Raw genomic sequence first — 4909 nt, forward strand, 5'->3', positions numbered from 1 at the left:
GCCCGTGCCCGGTTGCCGCGAGCGAGCCATACAGGTCCACCCGCAGCGACGCCACGGTCTCCAGCTTCCCGGAGGATTTGAGCTCCCCGGCAAAAACGGCAGCGGCACGCATCGGCCCCACAGTGTGCGAACTCGAGGGCCCGATCCCAATGGAAAAGAGATCAAAGACTCCAACGGCCATAATCAATCCTAACTAGACATGTGGTCGGGGGGGTTGGCTCCCGGGCAGATTCCTCCGCGTGCTTGGGCCCACGCCGTCCGGGTTCCCTCGCCGAGCTTGCGAGGCTAGGGGGACGGTGGGGAGCACGCTTCCGGAATCCACTCATCCACCATCGCCCGTCGCCACACCGGCAGTGGCTGACGGATGGCCCGCAAGAGATGGCCGGGGATGTGGCCCATTCGGGTGGGGACTCCGGCAGCATGCGTCTAAGGGAGCGACACGTCCGCTCAGCGGGCGCCTTCGCGACCGAGCATGCAGAGGAGTCCGCACCCGACGGGCCTCAACAAGCCGCTGGGTCAGTAGAGCGGTGTTACGGATGGGTAGAGCGGGTGGGCGGCGGCCAGGGCCTCTACCCGGGTGCGCAGTCCGGACAGGTCCGCTCCGGCGTCGGCGGTCAGGGCCTCGGCGATGATGTCCGCAACCTCGGCGAAGGCTGCTTCGCCGAAGCCTCGGGTGGCCAGCGCCGGGGTGCCGATGCGCAGCCCGGAAGTGACCATCGGCGGACGCGGATCGAACGGCACGGCGTTGCGGTTCACCGTGATGTCGATCGCGGCGAGGCGGTCTTCGGCCTGCTGCCCGTCAAGCTCGCAGTCGCGCAGGTCCACCAGGACCAGGTGCACGTCCGTGCCGCCGGAGACCACGGAGATGCCCTTGGCCGTGACGTCGGGCTGGACCAGGCGCTCGGCCAGGATCCGGGCGCCGGCGAGCACGCGCTCCTGGCGTTCCTTGAACTCCTCGGACGCGGCGATTTTGAAGGCCACGGCCTTGCCCGCGATCACGTGCTCCAGCGGGCCGCCCTGCTGGCCGGGGAACACTGCCGAGTTGATCTTCTTGGCGACGTCGGCGTCGTTGGTCAGGATGATGCCGCCACGCGGACCGGCGAGGGTCTTGTGCGTCGTGGACGTGGTGACGTGCGCGTGCGGGACCGGGGACGGGTGCAGGCCCGCGGCCACGAGGCCGGCGAAGTGCGCCATGTCCACCATCAGGTAGGCGCCCACGGAGTCGGCGATCCGGCGGAACTCGGCGAAGTCGAGCTGGCGGGCGTAGGCGGACCAGCCGGCCACAATCAGCTGCGGCTTGTGCTCCTGGGCCAGGCGCTCCACCTCGGCCATGTCGATCCGGTGGTCCTCTTCGCGGACCTGGTACGGGATCACGTTGTAGAGGCGGCCGGAGAAGTTGATCCGCATGCCGTGGGTCAGGTGCCCGCCGTGGGCCAGGTTCAGGCCCATGATGGTGTCGCCCGGCTTGATCAGGGCGTGCATCACCGAGGCGTTGGCCTGCGCACCGGAGTGCGGCTGGACGTTCGCGTACTCGGCACCGAACAGGGCCTTGACCCGGTCGATCGCCAGCTGCTCGATCACGTCCACGTGCTCGCAGCCGCCGTAGTATCGCTTGCCCGGGTAGCCCTCGGCGTACTTGTTGGTCAGCACCGAACCCTGAGCCTGCATCACTGCCGCGGCGGTGTGGTTCTCCGACGCAATCATCTCCAGGCCCTCGCGCTGGCGGCCGAGCTCGTCGTCGATCTTCGCCGCGATCTCCGGATCCAGGTCCGCGAGGTCCGCGTTCAGGCTCGGGGACACTACCTGCTCGAAAGCGACTGTTTCTGTGCCTGCGGCACCTGCGCCGCTCACAGCTCGCCTCCGTTCTTGGAAGCGTACTCTTCGGCCGACAGCAGCGGGCCCTCGGAATCGGCGGCCACCTTGAACAGCCAGCCTGCACCGTACGGATCGCTGTTGATCAGCGCCGGGTCCTCGACGACGACTGGGTTGATCTCCGTGACCTCGCCCGTCACCGGGGAGTACAGGTCCGATACGGACTTGGTGGACTCCACCTCGCCGCAGGTCTCCCCCGCGGTCACGGCCGAGCCGACCTCGGGCAGGTCCACGTAAACAATGTCGCCGAGGGCGTCAGTGGCCACGGCGGAAATGCCGATCGAGACCAGGTTCCCGTCTTCGCGGAGAACCCACTCGTGCTCGTCGGAATACTGCAGTTCAGCGGCAACTTTTGCCATGTGTCTTTTCCTTTACATTGGTGCTAAATTCTCGTGCCTGGGTTGGGTGGCGGATGAGGGAACTCCTCCGCGTGCTTGGGCCCACACCGCCCGGGTTCCCTGGCCGAGCTTGCGAGGCTAGGGGGACGGTGGGGAGCACGCTTCCGGAGACCCCTCACCCGCCGATATCCAGTTCCGTTTTGTGAGCCAACAGTTTGCTGAAGAGCCCATTGACTTTGCGTCTTGTCCCCTTGGGTGCCCTGGTCCGGCAAGCTCAACCCCCAATGATCGAGCTTGCGAGGTCAAAGACCCCGGCCTGGGTTTCGACAGGCTCAACCAGCAGTCAGCGGTCCTCCCCCAGCACCTTTGGCTTTCGAGGGCCTCGATCCTGGTAGCGGTTCTGTCTTGATTGCCACCCAGGGCGAGTTGCTCTCAAGGGGCTGGCTGGCCGCGGTTTTCGAAAGCGTGCGTCAAAGCGACGAAGGAGCAGCACGCGTGAAAACTGGGGCTTGCCAGCCCCGGAGTCGGGGACGACGGGCTGGCGGCCCGGCACTGGGAGACAGGACAGGACCACCGGGCTACTTTGAGCGCTTGTAGAAAGGCAGTGCGACGACTTCGAACGGCTCCGCCTTGCCGCGCAGGTCGATGTCCAGTGCAGTGCCGGGTTCGGCGTAGGCGACGTCGACGTAGGCCATCGCGACCGGGTAGCCGAGGGTGGGGCTTGGCTGGCCGGAGGTGACTTCGCCGACGACGTTGCCGTCCTTGAGGACCGGGTAGTGCCCCCGGCCGGCACGGCGGCCCAGGCCCTTGAGGCCCACGAGCTTGCGGCCCGTGGTGGAGCCGGCTCCGGCTTCCTTCTTGGCAGCCAGCGCGGCCTTGCCAACGAAGTCACCTTCCTTGGACAGCGCGACGACGGGGCCCAGGCCGGCGGCGAACGGGTCACCGTCCAGCGAGAGCTCGTTGCCGTACAGCGGCATGCCGGCCTCGAGGCGGAGCGAATCGCGGGAGGCGAGCCCGGACGGCGTCAGCTCCCCCTCGTCCGCGATGGCGACGATGGACTGCCAGAGGGCGGCGGCGTCGTCGTTCTCCACGAAAATCTCAAAGCCGTCCTCACCGGTGTACCCGGTTCGGGCCAGCAGCAGGTCCTGGCTGGCCCCGCCCACCAGGAAGGAAACCTCGACGGCGGCGTAGTACTTCAGCCCGGTCACCAGCTCGTGCTGGGCTGCCGGGACCAAGCGCAGGAGAATCTCCTCTGCCTTGGGGCCCTGCACGGCGACCAGCGACGTCTCGGCGGAGGCGTCCGCGACGGCGACATCGAAGTTCGCTGCCCGCTGCTCCAGGGCCTCGGCCACCACCTTGGCGTTGCCGGCGTTCGGGACCACCAGGAACCTGTCGGTGCTGTTTCCTGCGCCCTCGGTCGCGGCGGGGCGGCGGTACACGATGAGGTCGTCGATGATGCCGCCGTCCTCGTTGCAGATCAGGGAGTACTTGGCCTTGCCGACGGCCATCGCGGAAATCTTGCCGGCCAGGGCGTAGTCGAGGAACGCGGCGGCGTCCGGACCAGTCACCCAGACTTCCCCCATGTGGGAGAGGTCGAAGATGCCGGCCGAGTTGCGGACAGCGTGGTGCTCGGCCAGTTCGGAGCCGTACTTGAGCGGCATCTGCCAGCCGCCGAAGTCGGTGAACGAGGCGCCCAGCTTCTTGTGCTCCTCGTAAAGGGCAGTGTAGTTCTCAGTCATTGAGCGGAATCCTCAGTTCTCGAAGGCTGCTGTGTTGTCCTCGAACGCTTCGAGAGGCGGGCAGGAGCAGACCAGGTTCCGGTCGCCTGCCGCGCCGTCGATGCGGCCTACCGGCGGGAAGTACTTGTCCTGCTTGAGCGTGTGCACGGGAAAGACAGCCTGCTCGCGCGGGTAGGCGCGGTCCCAGTCGGAGCTGATGGCAGCGGCCGCGGTGTGCGGTGCGTTGCGCAGCGGGCTCTCCTGCACGGTGAAGTCACCGTTGGCCACCTGGTCGATCTCGGCGCGGATGGCGATCATTGCCGTGATGAACCGGTCGATCTCGCCCAGGTCCTCGGACTCGGTGGGCTCCACCATCAGGGTGCCGGCCACCGGGAACGCCAGCGTGGGCGCGTGGAAGCCGTAATCGATCAGGCGCTTGGCCACGTCCTCGGCGGTGACGCCGGTCCGGGCAGTGAGTTCGCGCAGGTCAAGGATGCACTCGTGCGCCACCAGGCCGCCTTCGCCCGTGTAGAGCACGGGGAAGAAATCGTTCAGCCGGGAAGCGACGTAGTTCGCGGCGAGCAGCGCCGACTTGGTGGCCTCGGTCAGGCCGGCCCCACCCATGAGTTTCACATACGCCCAGGAAATGGGCAGCACACCGGCGGAACCGAAGCGCGAAGCCGAGATCGGAACGTCGTTGCCTTCGGTCCAGGTGGCCGCATCGCCGGGCATGAAGGGAGCGAGGTGCGCCTTGGCCGCAACGGGACCGACGCCCGGACCGCCGCCGCCGTGCGGGATGCAGAAGGTCTTGTGCAGGTTCAGGTGCGAGACGTCGCCGCCGAACTTGCCCGGCTGCGCGAGCCCGACCAGGGCGTTGAGGTTCGCACCGTCGATGTAGACCTGGCCGCCGGCCGCGTGGATGGCGTCGCAGACCTCGCGGACGTCGGCGTCGTACACCCCGTGCGTGGACGGGTAGGTGAT

Annotated in this window: 4 protein-coding genes and 1 pseudogene; all 5 read right to left on the reverse strand. The window is 67.4% G+C overall.

Going from position 1 to position 4909, the window contains the following annotated elements:
* The coding region (locus tag ACTHQX_RS21550; protein WP_440159279.1) for a serine dehydratase beta chain at positions 1-181 on the reverse strand (181 nt) is incomplete at its 3' end.
* 335 nt (positions 182-516) lie between these two features.
* The gene (glyA, locus tag ACTHQX_RS21555; RefSeq protein ID WP_440159280.1) at positions 517-1851 is read right to left on the reverse strand and encodes a serine hydroxymethyltransferase; all 1335 of its coding nucleotides are present in this window, start codon (positions 1849-1851) and stop codon (positions 517-519) included.
* Entirely contained in the window at positions 1848-2231 is a 384-nt protein-coding gene (gene gcvH, locus ACTHQX_RS21560; protein ID WP_111902982.1) for a glycine cleavage system protein GcvH, read from the reverse strand. Before gcvH ends, glyA begins: the two co-directional genes overlap by 4 nt.
* Before the next feature lie 557 nt (positions 2232-2788).
* The gene (gcvT, locus tag ACTHQX_RS21565) at positions 2789-3949 is read right to left on the reverse strand and encodes a glycine cleavage system aminomethyltransferase GcvT (RefSeq protein WP_440159281.1); all 1161 of its coding nucleotides are present in this window, start codon (positions 3947-3949) and stop codon (positions 2789-2791) included.
* A 12-nt stretch (positions 3950-3961) separates the two neighbouring features.
* Positions 3962-4909, reverse strand: a pseudogene (locus tag ACTHQX_RS21570) (glycine dehydrogenase (aminomethyl-transferring)); the annotation flags it as partial.

Source organism: Arthrobacter sp. SAFR-023 (assembly GCF_051965295.1).
Lineage (GTDB): Bacteria > Actinomycetota > Actinomycetes > Actinomycetales > Micrococcaceae > Arthrobacter.

Excerpts from the sequence above, each read along its gene's own strand:
- gcvT (WP_440159281.1), bottom strand. The coding sequence starts at position 3,949 with ATGACTGAGAACTACACTGCCCTTTACGAGGAGCACAAGAAGCTGGGC.
- gcvH (WP_111902982.1), bottom strand. The coding sequence starts at position 2,231 with ATGGCAAAAGTTGCCGCTGAACTGCAGTATTCCGACGAGCACGAGTGG.